The organism is Clostridium novyi NT (assembly GCF_000014125.1).
Taxonomy (GTDB): Bacteria; Bacillota; Clostridia; order Clostridiales; family Clostridiaceae; genus Clostridium_H; species Clostridium_H novyi.
Map to the genome: position 1 here is coordinate 880537 of NC_008593.1, position 20865 is coordinate 901401.

23 protein-coding genes and 2 tRNA genes are annotated in these 20865 nt (G+C 28.5%); 22 read left to right on the forward strand and 3 right to left on the reverse strand.

The genetic code is table 11. The features are described from left to right. Nucleotides 1-64: 64 nt before the first annotated feature. Together NT01CX_RS03975 and NT01CX_RS03980 are read left to right on the forward strand one after the other, a co-directional pair. Entirely contained in the window at nucleotides 65-430 is a 366-nt protein-coding gene (locus NT01CX_RS03975) for a C-GCAxxG-C-C family (seleno)protein (protein WP_011721762.1), read from the forward strand. A gap of 303 nt (nucleotides 431-733) precedes the next feature. Further along, nucleotides 734-1030, forward strand: coding sequence for a ribosomal protein L7/L12 (locus tag NT01CX_RS03980; RefSeq protein WP_011721763.1), 297 nt, complete (start codon nucleotides 734-736; stop codon nucleotides 1028-1030). Nucleotides 1031-1077: 47 nt separating this feature from the next. Here the strand turns inward: NT01CX_RS03980 and NT01CX_RS03985 are convergent. Then, a tRNA-Leu gene (locus tag NT01CX_RS03985) sits at nucleotides 1078-1164 on the reverse strand. 426 nt (nucleotides 1165-1590) lie between these two features. Between NT01CX_RS03985 and polA the strand changes: the two genes are divergently transcribed. The 20 genes from polA (at nucleotide 1591) to mgsA (ending at nucleotide 19000) form a co-directional block, all read left to right on the forward strand. Next, a complete protein-coding gene (gene polA, locus NT01CX_RS03990) occupies nucleotides 1591-4227 on the forward strand; it encodes a DNA polymerase I (protein ID WP_011721764.1) in 2637 nt (878 codons plus the stop codon). Between the two features lie 49 nt (nucleotides 4228-4276). Then, entirely contained in the window at nucleotides 4277-4885 is a 609-nt protein-coding gene (gene coaE / locus NT01CX_RS03995) for a dephospho-CoA kinase (protein ID WP_011721765.1), read from the forward strand. Then, the gene (locus NT01CX_RS04000) at nucleotides 4882-5487 is read left to right on the forward strand and encodes a lytic transglycosylase domain-containing protein (RefSeq protein ID WP_011721766.1); all 606 of its coding nucleotides are present in this window, start codon (nucleotides 4882-4884) and stop codon (nucleotides 5485-5487) included. Before coaE ends, NT01CX_RS04000 begins: the two co-directional genes overlap by 4 nt. Nucleotides 5488-5546: 59 nt before the next feature. Then, nucleotides 5547-5632: transfer RNA gene (locus NT01CX_RS04005), tRNA-Leu, on the forward strand. Between the two features lie 90 nt (nucleotides 5633-5722). Next, complete coding sequence (locus tag NT01CX_RS04010) at nucleotides 5723-6157, forward strand: ACT domain-containing protein (RefSeq protein WP_011721767.1); 435 nt, start codon at nucleotides 5723-5725, stop codon at nucleotides 6155-6157. 72 nt (nucleotides 6158-6229) lie between these two features. Continuing rightward, the gene (locus NT01CX_RS04015; RefSeq protein WP_011721768.1) at nucleotides 6230-6724 is read left to right on the forward strand and encodes a hypothetical protein; all 495 of its coding nucleotides are present in this window, start codon (nucleotides 6230-6232) and stop codon (nucleotides 6722-6724) included. A gap of 110 nt (nucleotides 6725-6834) precedes the next feature. After that, nucleotides 6835-7344, forward strand: coding sequence for a GNAT family N-acetyltransferase (locus NT01CX_RS04020; RefSeq protein ID WP_011721769.1), 510 nt, complete (start codon nucleotides 6835-6837; stop codon nucleotides 7342-7344). 86 nt (nucleotides 7345-7430) lie between these two features. Beyond that, nucleotides 7431-8153, forward strand: coding sequence for an SPOR domain-containing protein (locus NT01CX_RS04025; protein ID WP_011721770.1), 723 nt, complete (start codon nucleotides 7431-7433; stop codon nucleotides 8151-8153). 148 nt (nucleotides 8154-8301) lie between these two features. Then, nucleotides 8302-8559, forward strand: a complete 258-nt coding sequence (locus NT01CX_RS04030) for a DUF4321 domain-containing protein (protein WP_039227218.1) — start codon at nucleotides 8302-8304, stop codon at nucleotides 8557-8559. Nucleotides 8560-8569: 10 nt separating this feature from the next. Further along, nucleotides 8570-9145 (forward strand): Maf-like protein, encoded by a 576-nt coding sequence (locus NT01CX_RS04035; RefSeq protein ID WP_011721772.1) that lies wholly within the window; start codon nucleotides 8570-8572, stop codon nucleotides 9143-9145. Between the two features lie 16 nt (nucleotides 9146-9161). Next, nucleotides 9162-9848 carry a RadC family protein gene (gene radC, locus NT01CX_RS04040; RefSeq protein ID WP_011721773.1) on the forward strand — a complete coding sequence of 229 codons (687 nt, stop codon included), beginning with the start codon at nucleotides 9162-9164 and terminating at the stop codon, nucleotides 9846-9848. A 26-nt stretch (nucleotides 9849-9874) separates the two neighbouring features. Continuing rightward, entirely contained in the window at nucleotides 9875-10996 is a 1122-nt protein-coding gene (locus tag NT01CX_RS04045) for a rod shape-determining protein (RefSeq protein ID WP_039227221.1), read from the forward strand. A 10-nt stretch (nucleotides 10997-11006) separates the two neighbouring features. Next, nucleotides 11007-11864: a rod shape-determining protein MreC gene (gene mreC / locus NT01CX_RS04050; protein WP_011721775.1), complete on the forward strand. Its 858-nt coding sequence runs from the start codon at nucleotides 11007-11009 to the stop codon at nucleotides 11862-11864. After that, nucleotides 11861-12352 carry a rod shape-determining protein MreD gene (gene mreD / locus NT01CX_RS04055; protein ID WP_011721776.1) on the forward strand — a complete coding sequence of 164 codons (492 nt, stop codon included), beginning with the start codon at nucleotides 11861-11863 and terminating at the stop codon, nucleotides 12350-12352. Before mreC ends, mreD begins: the two co-directional genes overlap by 4 nt. 15 nt (nucleotides 12353-12367) lie before the next feature. Further along, the gene (locus NT01CX_RS04060; RefSeq protein WP_011721777.1) at nucleotides 12368-15517 is read left to right on the forward strand and encodes a penicillin-binding transpeptidase domain-containing protein; all 3150 of its coding nucleotides are present in this window, start codon (nucleotides 12368-12370) and stop codon (nucleotides 15515-15517) included. 160 nt (nucleotides 15518-15677) lie between these two features. Beyond that, nucleotides 15678-16310: a septum site-determining protein MinC gene (gene minC / locus NT01CX_RS04065; protein WP_011721778.1), complete on the forward strand. Its 633-nt coding sequence runs from the start codon at nucleotides 15678-15680 to the stop codon at nucleotides 16308-16310. A 15-nt stretch (nucleotides 16311-16325) separates the two neighbouring features. Further along, nucleotides 16326-17123, forward strand: a complete 798-nt coding sequence (minD, locus tag NT01CX_RS04070; RefSeq protein WP_011721779.1) for a septum site-determining protein MinD — start codon at nucleotides 16326-16328, stop codon at nucleotides 17121-17123. A gap of 11 nt (nucleotides 17124-17134) precedes the next feature. Beyond that, entirely contained in the window at nucleotides 17135-17401 is a 267-nt protein-coding gene (gene minE, locus NT01CX_RS04075) for a cell division topological specificity factor MinE (RefSeq protein WP_011721780.1), read from the forward strand. A gap of 88 nt (nucleotides 17402-17489) precedes the next feature. Then, on the forward strand, nucleotides 17490-18608 hold the full coding sequence (gene rodA, locus NT01CX_RS04080) for a rod shape-determining protein RodA (RefSeq protein ID WP_011721781.1): 1119 nt from the start codon (nucleotides 17490-17492) through the stop codon (nucleotides 18606-18608). 20 nt (nucleotides 18609-18628) lie between these two features. Next, nucleotides 18629-19000: a methylglyoxal synthase gene (gene mgsA, locus NT01CX_RS04085; protein ID WP_011721782.1), complete on the forward strand. Its 372-nt coding sequence runs from the start codon at nucleotides 18629-18631 to the stop codon at nucleotides 18998-19000. A 70-nt stretch (nucleotides 19001-19070) separates the two neighbouring features. Here mgsA and NT01CX_RS04090 read toward each other — a convergent pair whose 3' ends face one another. Both NT01CX_RS04090 and NT01CX_RS04095 read right to left on the reverse strand, forming a co-directional pair. Continuing rightward, complete coding sequence (locus NT01CX_RS04090) at nucleotides 19071-19538, reverse strand: hypothetical protein (protein WP_039227322.1); 468 nt, start codon at nucleotides 19536-19538, stop codon at nucleotides 19071-19073. Between the two features lie 60 nt (nucleotides 19539-19598). Beyond that, nucleotides 19599-20858 (reverse strand): SLC13 family permease, encoded by a 1260-nt coding sequence (locus NT01CX_RS04095; RefSeq protein WP_011721784.1) that lies wholly within the window; start codon nucleotides 20856-20858, stop codon nucleotides 19599-19601. Nucleotides 20859-20865: the final 7 nt, after the last annotated feature.

The window sequence follows — 20865 nt, forward strand, 5'->3', positions numbered from 1 at the left end:
TATTATAATAACCTTAGACAAGATTATTAAAACAAAATTAAAATTTAAGACGAGGGGTATAAAAATGACAAAAGTATCAGAATATCATAGTCAAGGATATAATTGTGCCGAATCCATAGTAAAGGCATTTAATGATGAAAACAATACAAACATACCAGTTTCAGTTGCTACTCCTTTTGGTGGCGGAATGGCTGTAGGGGGTACTTGTGGAGCTATTACAGGTGCGCTTATAGCATTAGGTTCATTAAAGGGTAGAGAAGAAGCTGCTGATGCAAACAATTCAAGAATGTATACTAGAGATTTAGTAAGTAGAGTAAAAGAAAAGTATGGAACACTTGAATGTATAGAATTAAAGAGAAAAGGCATAACTTGTAGAGAAATAATCGAGTATGCATACAGCATTTTAAAAGAAAGTGTAGAAGAAATTTAATATAAATATATAAAGTTAAAAGGCTTATAGCTTGGTTGCTATTTTTATAGCATTCAGGTTATAAGCTTTTTTATATAGTTTCTAAGATATAAAGATGATTTTAACTAAATTATTAAGTGGACTGTAGAAATTAATATTATAATATTATACAATTAAGTTAAAATGTTGGGTTTAGGTGGTATATATGAATAAATCTAATATTATTAGAGCATGTATTAGAAAAAAGAATAAGGTGAAATAATTATAAGTCTATGAAAATTAATTAAAAAAATTTAAAATTAAAGAATTATGGGAGATGAGAATATGGAATCTGGAATTATAAGTTTAGTACTCATTTTATGTATTATATTAAATAGCAATATTAATAAGCTCCAACGTAATCAAGAAGAAATAGAATTAAAATTAAATAGTATTATTGATTATTTTGGAATAGATGTACCGGATAAGTATAAAGAAAAAATAAGTTGTGAACTTAAAGATGAGTTAATAAAACTTATTAAAGCAGATCAAAAAGTTAAAGCCATAAAAAAACTAAGAGATGTTACTGGTATGGGTTTAAAGGAAGCAAAAGAGTATGTAGATAATTTAGATGTTAATTAAAAAAGGACTTTGGAATTAATCCAAAGTCCTTTTGCCATACATACGATTGGTGCCGAAGGCGGGACTTGAACCCGCACGCTGTTGCCAGCGACGGATTTTGAGTCCGTTGCGTCTGCCAATTCCACCACTTCGGCGCGTTTTACGAATAATATCGTAACATGTTTTTAATAGTAAGTCAAGAAAATTATTTTATTATAGAAATTTATAACATAAATTTATGAATATATTGTATTTTATAGAGGTGTTTTTAAAAGAATATAAAATACTGTATAATATATTGAAACATCTTTGTAAATCAATTTAATAATCAATGTATTAAAATTAATAAAATATGTTAAGCTTCTTAATTATACATATTTGACATTGAATAAGTGACATATATGAACTTATTCACATGGTAAGTAGTTAAAGCACATGATTCATCTTTAATAAAAATTGGTTATAATAAATAATGGAGGAATTATTTAATTTCATTGATATAAGTATATAAAATTAGTAAACTAATAAGTATACATGTTTTAAAATAACTGTGTTATTACAGTTAATAACGGAGGTTTATAATGAATAAAGAAAGATTATTAATACTTGATGGACATAGTCTTATGTACAGAGCGTTCTTCGCATTACCACCACTAACTAATAAAGAGGGAATACATACTAATGCTATCTATGGATTTATAAAAATGCTTCTTAAAATGAAAGAAGAAATAAAACCAGATTACATAGTAACTACCTTTGATAAAAAAGCTCCTACTTTTAGACATAAAGAGTATGAAGAGTATAAGGCAGGAAGAGCTAAAATGCCTGATGAACTTAACGAGCAATTCCCAATAGTTAAGGACATATTAAACAAACTTGCTATAAACATATTTGAAATTGAAGGATTTGAAGCAGATGATTTAATAGGCACCTTATCTAAGTTTGCAGAAGAGAAAGGTATTGAAGTTTACATTGTAACTGGAGATCGTGATGCGCTTCAACTTGCAACTGATAATGTCCGTGTTGTTATAAACAAAAAAGGAATGAGCGAAAAAGAAATATACGACAAAAATAAGATGATAGAAGAATATGGAGTTACTCCAACTGAGTTTATAGATGTAAAAGGACTTATGGGAGATAAATCGGATAATATACCGGGAGTTCCGGGAATAGGAAACAAAACTGCATTAAAACTTATAAAAGAATATGGAAGTATAGAAAATGTTCTAGAAAATGTAGAAAACATAAGTGGTAAAAAAATGAAACAAAATCTTATAGACTATAGAGAACAAGCTATTCTTAGTAAAAAACTGGCCACTATATGCAAGGATGTACCTATAGAAATTAATTTAGACGAAATAAAATCAAAAGAAGATTACGATATACAAGGTGTTAGACTGTTATTCCAGAGCTTAGGTTTTAAATCTTTATTAGACAATATAGGTGATAATGAAGGTTTAGATAAAGAAGATGAAGCAGAGGTAAAGGAATCTGATATAAATATAAAATCTACAAATATAAATACAATAGAGAATTTTTCAAAATTTGTAGAGGGTATAGATGATAGTATTTATATTCAAGCTGATTTTGTAGATGAAAATATTTATTCAAAAATAGAATTTAATAATTTATATGTAAGACACAAAGAAGAAGTTTTCGTAATAAGTGCAAATGAAATAAAAGATAAAGATGGAGCAAAATATTTTGAAATTTTAAAAAATCTTTTTGAAAACGAAAAAATAAAAAAAGTATGTCACGATAGTAAGAAAGTTTATGTTGTTCTAAAGAAACACAATATTGCTGCAAAAAATATAGCTTTTGATACTAAAATAGCAGCCTACTTACTTCAACCATCAAAATCAGATTATATGTTAAAGGATTTAATAGAAGAAATGCTTTTATTAAGTTTAAAAGATGATGATAACATAAAGATAAATGAAACTTATTATATAAAAGACGTCTATGAAAAGTTAGAAAAAGACATAAAAAAATCAAATATGGAAGAACTATTATATACAGTAGAGTTACCTTTAATTGAAGTTTTAGCCTCTATGGAATGTGAAGGATTTAGGGTAGATGAAAATAGATTAACTGAAATAGGTGAAAAATTTAAAAAAGAAATAGAAACTTTAGAAAAAGAAATTCATGAACTTGCAGATGAAGAATTTAATATAAAATCACCAAAACAACTAGGAAAAATATTATTTGAAAAGTTAGATCTTCCAGTAATTAAAAAGACAAAGACAGGATACTCAACTAATGCAGAGGTTCTTGAAAAGCTTAAAGATAGTCACCCTATAATTGAAAAAATAATAGAGTACAGACAAATAACAAAGCTTGATTCTACTTATGTTGAAGGACTTAAAAATGTAATTGATGAAGACGCAAAGATACATTCTAGTTTCAATCAAACAGTTACAACTACAGGAAGGCTTTCAAGTACAGAACCTAATCTTCAAAATATACCTATAAAGCATGAAATGGGTAGAGAGATAAGAAAGGTATTTGTACCTAATAATGATGAATCAGTTATATTCTCAGCGGACTATTCTCAAATAGAATTAAGAATTTTATCACATATTGCAGATGATGAGAAATTAATTGATGCTTTTAAACACCACAAAGATATTCACACTATAACAGCGTCAGAAGTGTTTAAAGTTCCAATTGATGAGGTAACACCACTTATGAGAAGCAACGCAAAGGCAGTTAATTTTGGAATAGTTTATGGAATTGGTGCTTTTAGTTTATCAAAGGACATAAACGTATCTAGAAAAGAAGCTAAAGAATATATAGATACTTATTTTAGTAGATATCCTAATGTAAAAAAATATATAGATGAAATTATAAGCAAGGCAGAGGTAGATGGTTTTGTAACAACTATATTAAATAGAAAAAGATACATACCAGAAATACAATCAAGAAATAAAATAGTAAGAGGATTTGGAGAAAGACTTGCTATGAACACTCCAATACAAGGAAGTGCGGCTGACATAATCAAACTTGCTATGGTTGAGGTTTACAATGAATTAAAAAATAGAAATTTAAAAAGTACATTAATATTACAAGTACATGACGAACTTATACTAAATGTTTACAAAGATGAATTAGAAGAAGTTAAAGAAATGGTAGTAGATAAAATGGAAAATGTAATGAAACTTTTAGTTCCTCTTGAAGCAGATGTGAATGTTGGAGAGACATGGTACGAAGCAAAATAAATTAAAAAATTAGTTACTTAAATTTACTACAATTGGGGGGAGGATTTTTATGATAACTGTTGGATTAACTGGTGGTATTGGAAGCGGTAAAAGCACCATTTCTAATATGATAAAGTCAAAAGATATACCTATTATAGATGCGGATCTTATTTCTAGAGAAGTTCTAAATATATATCCAGAAATACTTCAGGAGATAAAAGAAACTTTTGGAGAAGAATTTGTAGATGCGGATGGAAATTTAAAGAGAAGAGAACTTGGAAATCATATTTTCGGACAGGATGATCTTAGAAAAAAACTAGAAAATATAATAATACCATATATAAAAAAGGAAGTATTTAATAGAATAGAAGAATGTAATAAATTAAATGAAAAAATTTGTGTTGTAGATGCGCCTACTTTAATTGAGCACAAAATAAATGAAAAAATGGATTATAATATTTTAGTTTGGGTAGACAAGAACACTCAAATAGAAAGAGTAAAACTACGAGATAATATGGATTATGAGGAAGTTATAAAAAGAATAAATTCTCAAATGTCTCTAGAAGAAAAGAGTAAATATGTTGATTTTACTATAGATAATAGTGGAAGTTTAGATAACACAAAAAAAGAATTAGAAGAAGTTTTAGGAAAGGTTATTAGACTTGAGGAGGAAAAATGAAAAAGAGAAAGTTGACTGCAGTTTGGGGAATATTAATCTTACTAATCTTAATTGTTATTAGTATAAAACCAATAGGTAGAATGTTTTATCCTATGGATTATAAAGAATATATAGTAAAATATTCAGAGCAATATAATTTAGATCCGTATTTAGTTGCATCAGTTATAAAGACAGAAAGTGATTTTGAAAAGAATGCTAAGTCAAATAAAGGTGCAATTGGTCTTATGCAACTTACACCATCTACAGCTAAATGGGCTGCAAAACAAATGAAAGTTAAAAACTTTAAAGTGGATATGCTTTATGATGAAGAGTTTAACATAAAAATGGGGTGTTGGTATTTAGACAATTTAAAACAAGAATTTAATAATAATATGCAACTTGTTATAGCAGCTTATAACGGTGGTAGAGGAAATGTTAAAAAGTGGCTTAACAATGAGGAAAATTCAAAGAATGGTGTTGACCTTCACTACATTCCTTTTAAGGAAACAGATAAATATGTGAAAAAGGTTAAAGTAAGCCAAAACGTATATGAATTTTTATATAAAAAAGATAAGGCATATATAAAGGGAATAAAAGAGGTTATTTCAAGTTATTTTTCATAGTTCTATTGACAATATATATTATGATAGTATAAAATTATTTATACAATTGTAATATATATGCAGGAGTGGCGGAATGGGCAGACGCATACGTTTGAGGGGCGTATACCAATTTGGTGTATGGGTTCAAGTCCCATCTTCTGCACCAAATAAGTGGCTAAACGTAACATTTTAGCCACTTTTCTATTTATATATAAAAAAATGATTTTGGGTATATTAGGAGGATGGCAACAGGAATATGGATAAGTACTTAATAATAAATACAAAAATTTTACCAGAAGTCTTTGGAAAAGTGCTACAAGCAAAAGAACTTTTAAGAACTGGTAAAGCTAAAGACATAACTGAAGCATCTAAAATTGTGGGGATTAGTAGAAGTTCTTATTATAAATATAAAGACTTTGTATTTTCCGTTTTAGAAGGAACTCATGTGCAAAAGGCTACAATTGGTTTCTTGTTATCGCATAAAGCTGGAACTCTTTCAAGAATATTAGACAGAATAGCTCAAATTAATGGTAATATATTAACTATAAATCAAGATATACCAGTAAATAATGCAGCTAGTGTTACTATAACTTTTGATATATCAAATATGGTAGTTGAGTTAAATGAGTTTCTTCGAGAGATGCAAGAGATGGACAATGTAGTAAAAGTATCTTTAATTGCTATGGAATAAAAAGAAAAGAGTATTCAAAATAAAAATTAAAGCATACCTTATAATATATTGATATTATTTGGAGGTATGTATATGAATTTAAACAAAGAAGATACCACTTTAAAAACATTAGATGAAGATTATGATATGGTGCCTATTAATACTTATATTAGAGCAATGAATAATTATAGAATGTTCCAAGAGGTTCAAGGAGGATATCCTAATAATTATTTTATGCCACAGTTTAGGCAAAATGATATGGAATGTAATAGTATTAAACCTATGACATATTATAAAATAGACCATAATTTAGACGATAGTAACTCATCTGCTAACTATGATTTTAGAAATGTTGATTTTAGAAATAATTTTGGAATGAAAATGATGGATGAAGATATCTATTCTGTTGATAAATCTCGTGATATGGACTACGAAGATTTTGTAGATGTAAATAAAATCTTAATGAAAATAGAGAGATATAATCCAGGAATATTTCAATTTTTAAGAAGATATGGTATGTCCTATGAAGAAGCTAAAAAAATTATAAAAAAGATAATAACAGTAACTCTTATGTATGAAAATGATTAACATAAATTGTTGAATAATAAATAACCTTTAAGTTTATTTTATAAGCTTAAAGGTTTTTTTAAAGGAAAAAATTTCTTTGTGTAGAAATAAAATTAAAGAGGTGTGTTATTATGTTTGATATTAAACTTGATTATAATAATATAAAAATCACAAGTGTAGAAAGAGAAGATATTAAAGATATATATAATTGGATTAGGATGCAAAATAGTTTTTATGTTGAAAATAAAAATATGGATAATATAGATTATAGTGAATTTTACGATAGGTTTTTAGAATATTATTTCAGCGAGTGTGAATTTTTTTTAAAAGTTAAAAAAGATGATAAATTAATAGGTGTATTAAAAGGAAAAACGGAGTTTAAAAATCCAAATGAAGTTTGGATAAGATATTTATTATTAGATAAGGACATGAGAAATAATAAAGTTGGAAGTAAAATTTTAGAACTAATATCAAAATACTTCTTTTGTGATTGCGGTATATCTAATTTTTATACTAGAGTACAAAAGGAAGACTATAAATACATAAATTTTTTTGAGAAAAATAAATTTTATGTATCAAAAACATTAAAAAATAAAAATGAAGAAGTAACCATATTAAAAAAACATATGCTTAAAACTTAGTTAATATAGGTATGATAGTATAAAAGATATTAATTATAAATATGATTAAAGTAAGAATGCATAAATTTAATATGGGGGGTAGGATTATGAAGTATACTAGATATGATTTAAAGAAAAATAATAAAAAGAACAATAGTATTGTATTTGTAGTATCAATTTGTGTAGTTCTTATTGTAGCCTTTGTGTCTGGAACTATGATATCTAATGTATTTATAAAAAAATCTAAAAGTACTGCGACTTCTGAACAAAAAAATTCAAAACAAACTGAACAAAATAAAAAGAAAACTAATAAAGTAGATAAAGGTATTACGGAAATTGATAACTTTACAATAATACAATGTGGTGTTTTTTCTAAGGTAGAGAATGCAGATGTATTAAAAGATGAAATAAAGCATTTTGGAAATCCATTTATATGTGAAGAAGATCAAAAGTACAAAGTAATACTTGGAGTTTATTCAAAAGAAGAAGTGGACAAAGTAACAAAGTCTTTAGATAAAGGAAAGATAGAATATACTAAAGTCAATATAAATCCTGATTTAGAAAACAAAGCAAGTTTACAAATTGCTCAAATAATAAATGCACAATTACAAATAGTACATAGCTTTTCTGATAATAAAGCTAAATTTGTACAAACAAATCAAATTAAAGAGTGGTGCAGTAAATTAGATAAGGTAAATGAAGATGAAAAAAATTATAAAGTGTTAAATGATTTAAGGAACAATGTTCAAAAATTACCTGAAAAAATAACTAGAGATAATTTAGAAGAATTAAATAAAAACTTATACAAAAATATAAAATTATTACAATAGATATTACATAAGCTATGCAAGGTATTATAATACAAATTTGTATTATGTTATTTAAGTAAAATTAATAAAAATGTAACTATATATACTTGTTTAAGGCACTATTAAGTGATAAACTATATAGGATAAAAAGTTAAAAGGGGAATATATGGTGAAAGGCAGTAATAAGAGTGGTTTTTTCATATTTATTATTTTGCTAGGAGGAATATGTGGAAGTTTTATTGGTGAAATTTTAGGAAATAGTATAACCCCCCTAGGCTTTTTGAAAGCTACATATCCTATTGGTACAGCAAGTCCATTTGTACTAAATTTAAAGGTAGTTGAGCTTACATTTGGTGTAAACTTTTATGTTAATGTAATGGCAATTGTGGGTGTTATTATCGCTATACTACTTTATAGAAAATATTAGGAGTGATCACATGAAAGTGATATTGGCATCGGCTTCTGAGAGAAGACAAGAACTTTTAAAAAGAATAATTGATGATTTTGAAATCATAGTAAGTGACTTTGATGAAAGTACCGTTAAGTTTAATGGAGATTTTAGTGTGTATGTGCAAGAACTTGCAAAGGGAAAAGCTGAATCAGTAGCAAAGGATATAAAAGAAGATGCTATAGTAATAGGATGTGATACAATAGTAGCTTTTAATGGAAAAGTGCTAGGCAAACCTAAGGATGAAACTCATGCTTTTAATATGTTAAAAGCTTTAAGCGGAAATGTACACAGTGTATATTCAGGTATTGCTGTACTAGATACTAAAAATAACAATATTAGTACGGAGAGTGTATGTACTAATGTTAAATTTTCAACAATAACTAACGAGAAGATAAATAAGTATATATCTACAAAGGAACCTATGGACAAAGCTGGAGCCTATGGCATTCAAGGTTTGGGGGGAGTCTTTGTAGAAGAAATAAATGGGGATTACTACAATGTTGTAGGACTTCCTCTAAATAGATTATATAAGATATTTGGGGATATGGGGGTAAATCTATAAAAGAGGAGTATATAAAATGTTTAATACTTTGAAGATTTTAGATTTACCTGAAAATGAGAGACCTAGAGAAAGACTTATAAAATATGGATCACAGGCGTTATCAAATAGTGAACTTATTGCAATAATACTTGGAACTGGTGGACGTAATGAAAATGTGTTAAGTCTTAGCAGTAGAATATTAAAGCAATGTGAAGGATTAAATGGTCTTTTGACATTAACACCAGAGGAAATTATGACTTTAAAGGGAATTGGAAGTGCAAAAGCTGCAAAAATTATAGCAGTGGGAGAACTTGCAAAAAGATTTAAGGCTTATAAATCTGGTGATGTATACATAATAAAGAGTCCTGGTGATGTAGCTGGATTAGTTATGGAAGAAATGAAATATTTTAAAGAAGAACATTTACGAGTTATAATGTTGAATACAAAAAATATAGTGATTTCATGTAAGGATGTATCAATAGGAAGCTTGAATTCTGCAATTGTTCATCCAAGAGAAGTTTTTTGTGAAGCTCTTAAAAAAAATAGTGCGTCTATTGTAATATGTCACAATCATCCCTCAGGTGATCCAACACCTAGTTCGGAAGATATAAATGTTACAAAGCGATTAAAACAATGTGGTATTATATTAGGTATTAATTTATTAGACCATTTAATAATTGGCCATAGTAATTATATTAGTTTAAAAGAAAAGAATATTTTGTAGTTTTAATATTGAAAGGAGAATTTCAAGTGGGATTTTTTGGTATGACTAAGGACATGGGAATAGATTTAGGAACAGCAAACACTCTAGTTTATTCTAAAGGAAAAGGAATAGTTTTAAGGGAACCTTCAGTTGTTGCAATTAACAAGGTAACAAATAAGGTTTTAGCTGTAGGTGACGAAGCTAAGCAAATGATAGGAAGAACTCCTGGAAATATAGTTGCTATAAGACCTCTAAAAGATGGAGTTATTGCAGATTTTGATGTTACAGAAGAAATGCTTAAGAGTTTTATAACAAAAATATGTTCAAAATCAGCTTTTACAAGTCCAAGAGTAGTTGTATGTTTTCCAACAGGAATAACTGCTGTAGAAAGAAGAGCAATTGAAGAAGCGAGTAAAAGAGCAGGAGCTCGTGATGTATATTTAATGGAAGAACCTATGGCTGCTGCAATTGGAGCAGGACTTCCAGTACAAGAACCAACAGGAAGCATGGTTGTTGATATCGGTGGCGGTACAACGGAAGTAGCTGTAATATCACTTGGAGGAATAGTTACAAGTAAGTCACTAAGAATTGCTGGAGATGAACTAGACCAAGCAATAATAGCTTATATTAAAAAAGAATATAGTCTTATGATTGGTGAAAGAACTGCTGAAAATATTAAAATGGAAATCGGTTCTGCTTATCCAACAAATGAAGAAGAAGTAGAAAAAGAAGAAGTTTTAGAAGATAGCAAAGAAGAAATAGCTGTAGAAGAAGATAAAAAGGATGATAAGGAAGAAAAGAGAAAATCTAAAGTATCTGTTGTTAACGGAGAAAAGATTATGGAAATAAGAGGACGTGATCTTATTTCAGGTCTTCCAAAAGTTATTGAAATAAGTGAAGTAGAAGTTAGAGGAGCATTAAAAGAACCTGTAGCTGCTATTGTAGAATCAATAAAAACAAACCTTGAAAAAACTCCACCAGAACTTGCAGCGGATATCATGGACAAAGGAATAATGCTAACTGGAGGAGGCGCTTTACTAAAGGGGCTTGACAAGCTTATTCATAAGGAAACACATATGCCTGTACATATAGCAGAATCACCTTTAGACTGCGTTGCAGTAGGCGCAGGAAAAGCATTAGAAAACATAGACAAAATGTCTAGAAAATAAAAGGCTATATATGGGAATATTCAAAAATAAACTGACAGTTACTGTTATTGTGCTGTCAGTTAGCTTTTTAATATTAATTGGTTATACTGTAGGAAAAGAAAAAATGTCTACTGCGGGCAATGGTATGGGTATGGTTTTAAATTCAGTACAGGGTGTTGTTTATAAATTTAATAATAAAGTAAAAAGTAATGTTAATTTTGTATTTCATTTTAAAGATGTAAAAGAAGAAAATAAAAGATTAAGAGAAGAAAATACTAAATTAAAAGATAAAGCTTTACAATACGATACTTTAGCTAAAGAAAATGAAAGATTTAAAAAGATGGTAGATTTTAAAGAACAAAAATCTGAATATAACTATATAGGTTGCGATATAATAGGAAAAAGCGGCGAAAATTGGTTAGATGGATTTGTTATAAATAGAGGTGCCAGCGACGGAATAAAAAAGAAAATGGTTGTAGTAACTGGCGATGGCTTAGTTGGACAGGTTACTTCTGTAGGTAGCAACTGGTCTATAGTACAGTCAATAATTAATGAAAATATACAAGTAGCTGGAATGGTAAATAGTACAAGAGAAAATGATGGTGTTGTAAAAGGATTTAGAGATTATAGTAATAAATTACTTGCAAAACTTTATTTCCTACCATTAGATTCTAAAGTTAAAAAAGGTGATGTTATATTAACATCTGGATTAGGACCTTTTTATCCTAAAGATATAAAAATAGGTACTGTTATTGATGTAGAAGAAGACAAGGGTAAATTAATAAAAAATGCAGTAATTGAACCAAGTGTTGATTTTAACAAACTTGAGGAATTATTTGTTGTAGTTCCTAAAGATGGTGAAGCTACATATTCAGGGGATGAAAAATGAAAAGAGTAGTTACTGTTGCATTAATATTAATATTACTCACAATATTAGATAATTCATTAATGCCTTTTTTATCAATAAAGCATATTTACCCTAGTCTAGTATTTATATTTGTAGTTTTTTATTCAATAATAAATGGCAATGTAAGTGCTGTTTATGTAGGAGTATTTTCTGGTTTGTTACAAGATGTATATATTATGAATGGTATTGGTATCAATATGTTTATAAATATGGTTATTTGTTTAATTGCAGCTGAAATCGGAAAAAATATATTTAAAGATAAATCAGTTATACCTATAATAACTTGTTTTGGACTTAGTATATTAAAGGGTATTTTGATGTTTATAATATTATATTTAGTTGGACAACGTTTTTATGTTAATACTATTCTATATGTAAGCTTATACAATATGATAATTTCTATTTTAATATATAAAAAGGTTTATAGACTATGTCAAAAAGATTTTATGATTAAAAAATGGAGATTTTAGAAATGGTGATTGATTATGATAGGTAAATTTAAAAGACATAAAAATTTAATCAAGAAGAGAAAAGATAATAAATTTGATAGATATACAGCTTTAACTGTAGTTATGGTATTTATTTTTTCATTGATTTTATCAAAACTTGTCTACCTACAAATAGTAAAAGCAGACGAATATAGGGATATGACTAGTAAAAAATCCATTAGAAATATACCCATTACACCACCAAGAGGAAATATAATAGATTGTAACGGGAAAGTATTTGCAGATAGTAGTCAAGGATATACTTTAGCTTTTACTGAAACAGATGACAGTAAAGAAAATTTCTTTTCAACAATGAAGAAAGTGTTTAAAATATTAGATGAAAATAGTGAAGTTGTACAGGATGCATTCGAATTAAAGATAGATCCATTTAGATTTGAATTTAGTACAAATAATGAAAAAGCTAGAAACATTATTGAACTTAGATTTAAAAAAGATAGAGGAATGAATGAAAAAGTACAAAAGGAACTATTTCCAGATAAAAAAACAGATGAGTTAACAGAAGATGATAAAAAGAAAATAGATGAAGAATTATTAAAAAAGACACCAGAAGAAACTTTTAATTATCTTTTAGATTTATATAAAATAAATGCAGAAGAAAACAAAATAGCATATACTGAGTTATTTGATAATATAAGAAAAGAAGCTAATGGAGAAGCTCGTTTTAAAGAATATCTAAAATCTTATGATATTAAAGAGAAAGATAAAAAAAAGCAATATGAGCAATTATATAAAAATTTAGACAAAGACAAAGTTTATGAAGGTTTATTAAAATCTTATAATATAACTAAAGATAGATTTTCTTTAGATGAAAAAAGAAAATTTATTATGATAAAAGATTCTATAAAGCTTCAAAGTTCTTATGGATTCAAACCAGTAGTTATTGCATCTAATATAAAAAGAAATACAGCCTTTATATTTATGCAACAATACGAAGAACTACCAGGTATAGAAGTTACAGTAGACCCTGTAAGAGAGTATCAATATAATGAAGTTGGTTCTAGTTTCCTTGGATATTTATCTAAAATAAATCCTTCTCAACAGAAAAAATATGAAGAAAAAGGATATGATCCAAGTAGTGACTATATTGGTTCAGATGGTATAGAAGGTGCTTTTGAAAGTACACTTAGAGGTTCTAAAGGAACTAAAATAGTTCAAATAAATAAATACGGAAGAATAATGAGAGAGCTTGGAAGAAAAGAACCTTATCCAGGTAAAACCGTAAAACTTACAATAGACGCTGAACTTCAAAATACAACAGAAAAAGCATTAGATGATACAATGAAATATCTTCAATCCATAGGTAGACATGGAGATGTTGATACTACAAATGCTACAAGAGGTGCATCTGTAGTTATAGATGTTAAAACTGGAAAAGTATTAGCTATGGCAAGTAGACCAGGATATGATGCCAATTTATTTGCAGTGCCAGGTAAACTTACGCCAGAACTTCAAAAACAATTTTTTAGTCCTGACTTAGGTGAGTTTGGAAAACAATATGTGTCAAAACTACTTAGAAGAAGTTATGAAGCAAATCAGGCTTATAGTGGAAAATCTATAGATGAAATAGTGGATATATTATTTCCTATAGATAAAGGTATAGCTAATAATAAAACTATAAGACAGGATTATCATGATATATATCCTAAGCCACTTTACAATTATGCTACAAAAACTCTAGCGCCTCCTGGATCTACATTTAAGCCACTTACAGCTGTAGCAGGGCTGGAAGAAGGCGTAATTGAACCAGGACAGACTATGGAGTGTCCATATATATTTACTAAACATAATTACAAAGGTAAAAACTTTAATTCACATAGTTATTCAGGCGTTGATGTTACAATGGCTCTTGAACAATCTATTAACTATTTCTTCTTTGAAGTTGGAGACAGATTATACCAACAAAGAAAACAATATAATGGTGGATTTGATGCAATTGCTCATTATGCATGGCAATTTGGACTTGGTGCACCAGCTGGAGTTAATCCTTCAACTGGAATAGAAATAAGTGAAAAGTTCGGTCAAGTATACAATTTAGAATCAGGAAGAACAATATTTTCATCATTATATATGAATTCTTTACTAGGATTACTTGCTAAAGGAACAGATACTAGAACACCTAATTATAGAATACATTACATAGGAATAAATATAACCGATATGCCTAGTGATTCAGATGAGGTTAAAGCTATAAAGGAAAAACTTAGAGCAAGAATAATTGATGAAATGAAGTATAAGAAACGTGGAATAGATGATATAAAAAATATTTTAATCGAACTTTCTACAAAAGATGCTTCTCTAAAAGAAAAGTATGATAAAGGATATGAAGATTACTTAAATACTTATTCAGGTGATGAAAGAAAGAAATTTACTAAAGAAAAGTTTATAAGTGACCAAATTGAACAAGCAACGGCAGCTATTTCATATTCAATAGATGATGGTAACTTTAATATAAACAACCAAAATAACGTATATGATGCTTCAATAGGTCAGGGAACTAACCAATTTACGCCTGTTCAGATGGCAAATTATGTTGCTACATTAGTAAATGGAGGAAGTAGATTTAAAGTTCATTTAGTAGATAGTATTTTAGACCAAGATGGTAAAGTAGTTAAAGAATTTAAACCAGAAATAGTAGAAAAGGTTAATCTAAAACAAAGTACTATAAATACTGTAAAGAATGGTATGAGGGACGTTGTAAATGAAGGTACAGCAAGAGCTGCACTTGGAAACTTCCCAATATCAAATGGTGGTAAGACAGGATCTGCCACTGTATCAAGTGTCCAAGATCAATTTGGAAGAACTTCTTATGCGGTATTCGTAGGATTTGCTCCTTTTGATAATCCAGAAATAGCTATTTGCACTATTATCTTTGATGGTGGTCACGGTGGTGAGGCAGCATCTGTTGCAAGAGCTGTATATGAACAATATTTCAAAGAGAGATTACAAAAGGAATATCCAGGATATAAACCAAGATACAACTACGAACTTAAATCTAACAAAGAGAAAGAAAAATCAGAAGATGAGAAGAATAAGGATGCACAAAGTAAAGAAGCTGAAAACAAAGAGAAAGAAAATGAAAATACAGAAACTGAAAATCAGCCTAATACAGAAAGTAATGGACAATAATATATAATATACAAAAAACCAGATAATTTTATCTGGTTTTTTGTAGTTAAATTATATAATATATATATTAGTAATATATTTGAAGTTTATTATATATAAAAGAAGGAATTAGTAAAAATGTGTTGAAATATATTAAGTAAGGCTGTTATGGAGGTTTAATATGGTTAGGGACAGTATAGTAGTAAAAGGAAATAGAGAAGGTTTAAATGTTATAATTGATATGAATAAATTTCAAAATTTTGATGAAATGCTTGAAATTTTTATACATAAGTTGTCCATAGGAAAGAAATTCTATAAGGGATCTACGATAATAATCACAACCCAATTAAAAGAATTTAATGAAAAGCAAATATCAAAGTTTGAAGAAGTTTTATTTGAAGATTTCCTTATAAAAGATTGTATATTTAAAGATATAAGGGAAACAAAAAATAAGGTTTTTACAGGAGTTTATGAAGGTCGTACAAAATTTTATCGTAGGACTTTAAGAAGTGGACAAGTAATAAATTATCCGGGAAACATAGTCATAGTAGGAGATGTGAATCCTGGATCAGAAGTTTATGCTGGTGGGAATGTAATAGTTATAGGAAATTTGTGTGGAGAAGTTCATGCTGGAGCATCAGGAAATACTAAAGCCATAATAGCAGCTTTTAAACTTCAACCAAGTATACTTCAAATTGCCAATATAATGACTAGATCACCAGAGGATGGACCTAAACCTTCGTACCCTGAAGTTGCAAGAATAAAAGATGGAATTATAATAGTAGAACCTTATTTACCGAACAAATTTGTATAATGGAGGAAAGAAAGTATGAGTGAAGCAATAGTAATAACATCAGGAAAGGGTGGAGTAGGAAAAACTACTACTACAGCTAACATAGGTACTGCACTTGCTTCTCTTGGCAAGAAGGTAGTTGTTGTTGATGGAGATACAGGACTTAGAAATTTAGATGTTCTAATGGGTCTTGAAAATAGAATAGTATTTACACTACTAGATGTTATAGAAGAAAGATGTAGAATTAAACAAGCTCTTATTAAAGATAAGAGATTCCCTAATTTATGTTTATTACCTACAGCTCAAACAAGAGATAAAAATGATGTAAGTCCAGAACAAATGCTTAATTTAGTAAAAACACTAAAAGAGGAATTTGATTATGTAATAATAGATTCACCAGCAGGAATTGAACAAGGCTTTGAAAATGCTATAATAGGTGCTGACAAAGCATTAGTTGTAGTTAATCCAGAAGTTACTTCAGTTAGAGATGCTGATAGAGTAATTGGAAAATTAGATGCAAAAGGAATAGATGATCATCGTTTAATAGTAAATAGACTAAGCTATGATATGGTTAAAAAAGGTGACATGTTAGATGTAAATGATATTTTGGATAGTCTTGCAATTAAGCTTATGGGAGTAGTTCCTATTGATGAAGAAATAACTGTAGCTACAAACAAGGGGGAACCTGTAGTTTTAAACAATAAGGCTATTTCGGGTAAAGCATTTACTAATATTGCAAGAAGAATAACTGGAGAAGATATTCCAATTGAAACATTTGACAACCATCAATCAGGATTTTTAGCATCTTTAAAGAAAATATTTAATTTAAAATAGGAGGAAAACAAATGGATTTATTTAAATTATTTTCAGGTAAGCCTTCCTCTAAAGAAGTTGCAAAAGATAGACTTAAACTTATACTAATTCATGACAGATCAAGTATTGCTCCAGAACTTTTAGAAGTGATGAAAAGCGATATTTTAAAGGTTATTTCAAAATATGTAATAATAGATGATGATGAAGTTGAAGTAAGGCTAACTAAGACAGAAGAAGTAGATGCAAGTTCTCCAGCACTTATAGCAAGTATACCTATTAAAAAAATGAAACAAAGATAAATTAAAAGCTATGCATAAATTTTATATTTCTGCATAGCTTTTTGTCAGTTATGTGATATAATTTTTTATATATGATGGAGGGATAGACGTGCTAGATAAGTTCAAGATAAGCAAAAAGTTATTAAGACAATTAGACTTTGGAATTATAATTACATGTGTAATAATAGTATTATTTAGTTGTTTAAATATATATAGTGCTACATATAGAACTGTAGGTATTTATTATGCTAAATTACAGTTTTTATGGATGATCGTAGGTGCAATAGTCATATATATTATACTTCTTGAAGATTACGTCATAATAGGAAATTACGCAGGTATTATCTATTGGGCAGGAATAGTGTTATTAATACTAAATGACTTCGTACTTGGAAGTACACATAAAGGTGCTAAAGGATGGATTGGAATAGGTTCTCGTGCTATTCAGCCTTCAGAGTTTGCAAAGCTGGGAATGATTATAATGCTTGCAAAACTTTGGGATGATATAGATGGAAAAATAAATGAACCTAAAAACTTCTTTAAAGTAGCTTTTTATGCTATTTTACCAATGACACTTATAGTAATACAACCTGATATGGGAATGACTATGGTTACATTCTTTATAGCCTTAGGTATATTCTTTATAGGTGGACTTGATTTAAAAGTAATACTAGGTGGACTTGTAAGTATTTTTATAGTTATTGTAGGAGTATGGAATTCACCATTAATGCCTGCTTATTGGAAAGGAAGACTAACATCTTTCATAAATCCAGAGGCGCATGTTCAAGGATTAACATATCAGCTTAAGCAATCTATAATGGGAATAGGTTCAGGAAATATACTTGGAGAAGGATTTCGAAAGGGATTACAAGTTGCAGGAAACAATATTCCAGAGGCACATACAGATTTTATATTTGCTGTAGTTGGAGAAGAATGGGGACTTATAGGAGCTATATTCCTATTGTTTTTATATGGATTCTTAGTTTATAGATTTATAAAGATAGCAAAAAATTCAAAAGATATCTTTGGAACAATAATAACCGTTGGAGTTGTTTCAACATTTTTATTTTCAATATTACAAAACATAGGTATGACAATAGGTCTTATGCCTATTACTGGTATAACATTACCCCTCATGAGTTATGGAGGTAGTTCCATTTTATCCAATTGTATGTCTATAGGATTAGTTTTAAATATAGGGATGAGAAGAAAGAAAATTAACTTTTAATAGAATTAGGGGGAATCAAGATGCAAATAGCGTTAATAGCACATGATGGAAAAAAGGATGACATGATTGATTTAGTTAGTAGGTATAAGAATGTATTTGAAGAGCATGAATTGTTTGCTACAGGAACTACAGGAAAACTTATAAATGAAAAAACAGGATTAAATGTTACAAGATTTTTATCAGGTCCACTTGGAGGAGATCAACAAATAGGAGCAAAAGTAGCAGTAGGTGAAATGGATATGATTATATTTTTAAGAGATCCTCTAACAGCACAACCCCATGAACCAGATGTGTCAGCATTACTTAGAATATGTGATGTTCACTACATACCATTAGCTACAAATGTAGGTTCAGCTGAGGTATTTATAAAAGCGCTTTCAGTAAAAAGATAAATTTGTGTAAATAAAGAGTTGATTGGATAAATAAAAAAAGGTAGAGACTTTAAATTATCTCTACCTTTTTTTATTTGGAAAATTTATAAACTACTTCATTTTCTTTTATTATCTTGTTAAGCTTAGATTCTATTTTTTCCATTTCTGCATCTATATCATTTAAGTCATATTTTGAAACATTATAATGAAGATAAATATCTTCAAAAGATTTGGCTATTTTAACTAAGTTTTTATTAGTGTTTATAAATCTTTCGAACTTATTACTATTTCGAGCATTTCTAAATTTAGCTATATCATCTTTTATGAATTTTATTACTTGTTCTTCTTTTTCAAAAGTTGCAATAGGCATTGAGTAAGGACATATTCTTTCTAAACAGTACAGATTTTTTCTATTAACATGATAGAAATATTTAAATTTTATAGAGTCTATACAAAATTCTACATAGCGAATTGAACCTTTCATTTTGTATACCTTTGCACCTAAAAGTTCAAGCTGACATTTTAGCATAGATTCTTGTACTGACATATATTTGTCCACAGTAACACCTCCTATCTTAAATATATTATAACATATAATATAAGATTAACTATTAATTTCCTATAAATAAAAAACTAATAAATATACTGTAGAAATACAAATAGATATTAACATCAATGGAAATCCTATTTTAAAGTAATCTTTAAAGCTTATTTTATGTCCACTTTTTTCTGCTATGCCGATTACTATTAAGTTTGCAGAAGCACCAACTATAGTTCCATTTCCTCCAAGACATGATCCTAAAGAAAGGGCAAACCAAAGTGGTAGAACATTCATATGTCCTGCTGTTGCCATAGCCTTTATTAAAGGAATCATAGTAGCTACAAAAGGAATATTGTCTATAAATGATGATGCAATTGCAGATATCCATAATACTAAAACAGCAGAAAATAATAGGCTACCCTTAGTTAATTCTAAAGTTTTAGCTGCAAGTATATTCATTAATCCTACTTTTTCTAAAACCCCAGTCATTATAAATAAACCTATGAAGAAAAATAAAGTTCCCCATTCAACTTCTTGAAGTATTTCTTCAGGATCTGCTTTACTTATTAAAAGAAGAACAGAAGATCCTATTATGGCTATAGTTGCAGATTCAAATCCTAAATATCCATGTACTAAAAATCCTAAAAGTGTAAAACCTAAAACTACTAAACATTTTTTTAGTAAAACTCTGTCTGTTATTGTTTTTGTTTCATCTAGGTCCATAACTATTTTTTTCTTTTCTTCAGTGGTGTGAACATCTTTTTTGTAGATGTATTTTATTAAAAATATGTTTATTATGAATATAACTACAACTATTGGTGCTAAGTTTACTATAAAATCCATAAAACTAAGATTAGCTGCACTACCTATCATAATGTTTGGAGGGTCACCAATTAATGTTGCGGTACCTCCGATATTTGATGACAGAATTTCAGACATTAAAAAGGGGATGGGGTTAGTATCCAAAGTTTTTGTAACAACTAAAGTTACTGGAACTAGTAATAAAACAGTGGTTACATTGTCTAAAAGTGCTGAAAAAGTAAATGTAATCAGTGAAAATACTACAAGTAAAGTAATGGGATTACCTTTTGATAGCTTGGTTGCTTTAATGGCTACGTATTCAAAAATTCCAGTGCGTTTTGTGATGTTGACAATTATCATCATAGATACTAGTAGACCAATTGTATTAAAGTCAACTTTTGCAAAAGCTTCTGCTTGGCTTATAAATCCAAAAAGTAACATTAAAGAAGCCCCAAATAAAGCTGCTACTACTCTATTAAGTTTTTCACTAATAATTAATGAATAAACTGCTAAAAATATAATTGTTGGTATTAGCATATAAATC

What these genes read in the sequence shown, in the direction of transcription:
- NT01CX_RS03975 (WP_011721762.1), top strand. Translation starts at nt 65, where the DNA reads ATGACAAAAGTATCAGAATATCATAGTCAAGGATATAATTGTGCCGAA.
- NT01CX_RS03980 (WP_011721763.1), top strand. Translation starts at nt 734, where the DNA reads ATGGAATCTGGAATTATAAGTTTAGTACTCATTTTATGTATTATATTA.
- polA (WP_011721764.1), top strand. Translation starts at nt 1,591, where the DNA reads ATGAATAAAGAAAGATTATTAATACTTGATGGACATAGTCTTATGTAC.
- coaE (WP_011721765.1), top strand. Translation starts at nt 4,277, where the DNA reads ATGATAACTGTTGGATTAACTGGTGGTATTGGAAGCGGTAAAAGCACC.
- NT01CX_RS04000 (WP_011721766.1), top strand. Translation starts at nt 4,882, where the DNA reads ATGAAAAAGAGAAAGTTGACTGCAGTTTGGGGAATATTAATCTTACTA.
- NT01CX_RS04010 (WP_011721767.1), top strand. Translation starts at nt 5,723, where the DNA reads ATGGATAAGTACTTAATAATAAATACAAAAATTTTACCAGAAGTCTTT.
- NT01CX_RS04015 (WP_011721768.1), top strand. Translation starts at nt 6,230, where the DNA reads ATGAATTTAAACAAAGAAGATACCACTTTAAAAACATTAGATGAAGAT.
- NT01CX_RS04020 (WP_011721769.1), top strand. Translation starts at nt 6,835, where the DNA reads ATGTTTGATATTAAACTTGATTATAATAATATAAAAATCACAAGTGTA.
- NT01CX_RS04025 (WP_011721770.1), top strand. Translation starts at nt 7,431, where the DNA reads ATGAAGTATACTAGATATGATTTAAAGAAAAATAATAAAAAGAACAAT.
- NT01CX_RS04035 (WP_011721772.1), top strand. Translation starts at nt 8,570, where the DNA reads ATGAAAGTGATATTGGCATCGGCTTCTGAGAGAAGACAAGAACTTTTA.
- radC (WP_011721773.1), top strand. Translation starts at nt 9,162, where the DNA reads ATGTTTAATACTTTGAAGATTTTAGATTTACCTGAAAATGAGAGACCT.
- mreC (WP_011721775.1), top strand. Translation starts at nt 11,007, where the DNA reads ATGGGAATATTCAAAAATAAACTGACAGTTACTGTTATTGTGCTGTCA.
- mreD (WP_011721776.1), top strand. Translation starts at nt 11,861, where the DNA reads ATGAAAAGAGTAGTTACTGTTGCATTAATATTAATATTACTCACAATA.
- NT01CX_RS04060 (WP_011721777.1), top strand. Translation starts at nt 12,368, where the DNA reads ATGATAGGTAAATTTAAAAGACATAAAAATTTAATCAAGAAGAGAAAA.
- minC (WP_011721778.1), top strand. Translation starts at nt 15,678, where the DNA reads ATGGTTAGGGACAGTATAGTAGTAAAAGGAAATAGAGAAGGTTTAAAT.
- minD (WP_011721779.1), top strand. Translation starts at nt 16,326, where the DNA reads ATGAGTGAAGCAATAGTAATAACATCAGGAAAGGGTGGAGTAGGAAAA.
- minE (WP_011721780.1), top strand. Translation starts at nt 17,135, where the DNA reads ATGGATTTATTTAAATTATTTTCAGGTAAGCCTTCCTCTAAAGAAGTT.
- mgsA (WP_011721782.1), top strand. Translation starts at nt 18,629, where the DNA reads ATGCAAATAGCGTTAATAGCACATGATGGAAAAAAGGATGACATGATT.
- NT01CX_RS04095 (WP_011721784.1), bottom strand. Translation starts at nt 20,858, where the DNA reads ATGCTAATACCAACAATTATATTTTTAGCAGTTTATTCATTAATTATT.